At 71.8% G+C, this 255-nt stretch carries 1 pseudogene; it reads left to right on the top strand.

The features are described 5' to 3' along the window. Positions 1–255 (top strand): annotated as a pseudogene (locus IB268_RS30965) (Zn-dependent hydrolase); the annotation flags it as partial.

Raw genomic sequence — 255 nt, 5'->3', positions numbered from 1 at the left:
AGGTCATCGACTTCCTGTCCGAGGAGCCCAGCGACTATGGCATTTCCTGCGTCGGCAGCCGCGCGCTCTGTGGCCAGCTGACGCCCGACATGCTGGCGGCCCGCAATCCCGAAGGCGAGACGCTCGCCGCCGGCATCGCCCGCATCGGCGGCGACCCCTCGGCGCTGGGCGCGCCGCTGCGCGGCCCTGACGGCACCGCGGCGTTCGTCGAACTGCATATCGAACAAGGCCCGGTGCTGGAAAGCCGCGGCCTGC

This window comes from Achromobacter sp. ACM01, assembly GCF_014851745.1.
Classification (GTDB): domain Bacteria; phylum Pseudomonadota; class Gammaproteobacteria; order Burkholderiales; family Burkholderiaceae_B; genus Achromobacter; species Achromobacter aegrifaciens.
The sequence above is the reverse complement of the archived record's forward strand: the minus strand, read 5'-3'. Positions and strand labels throughout refer to the sequence as shown.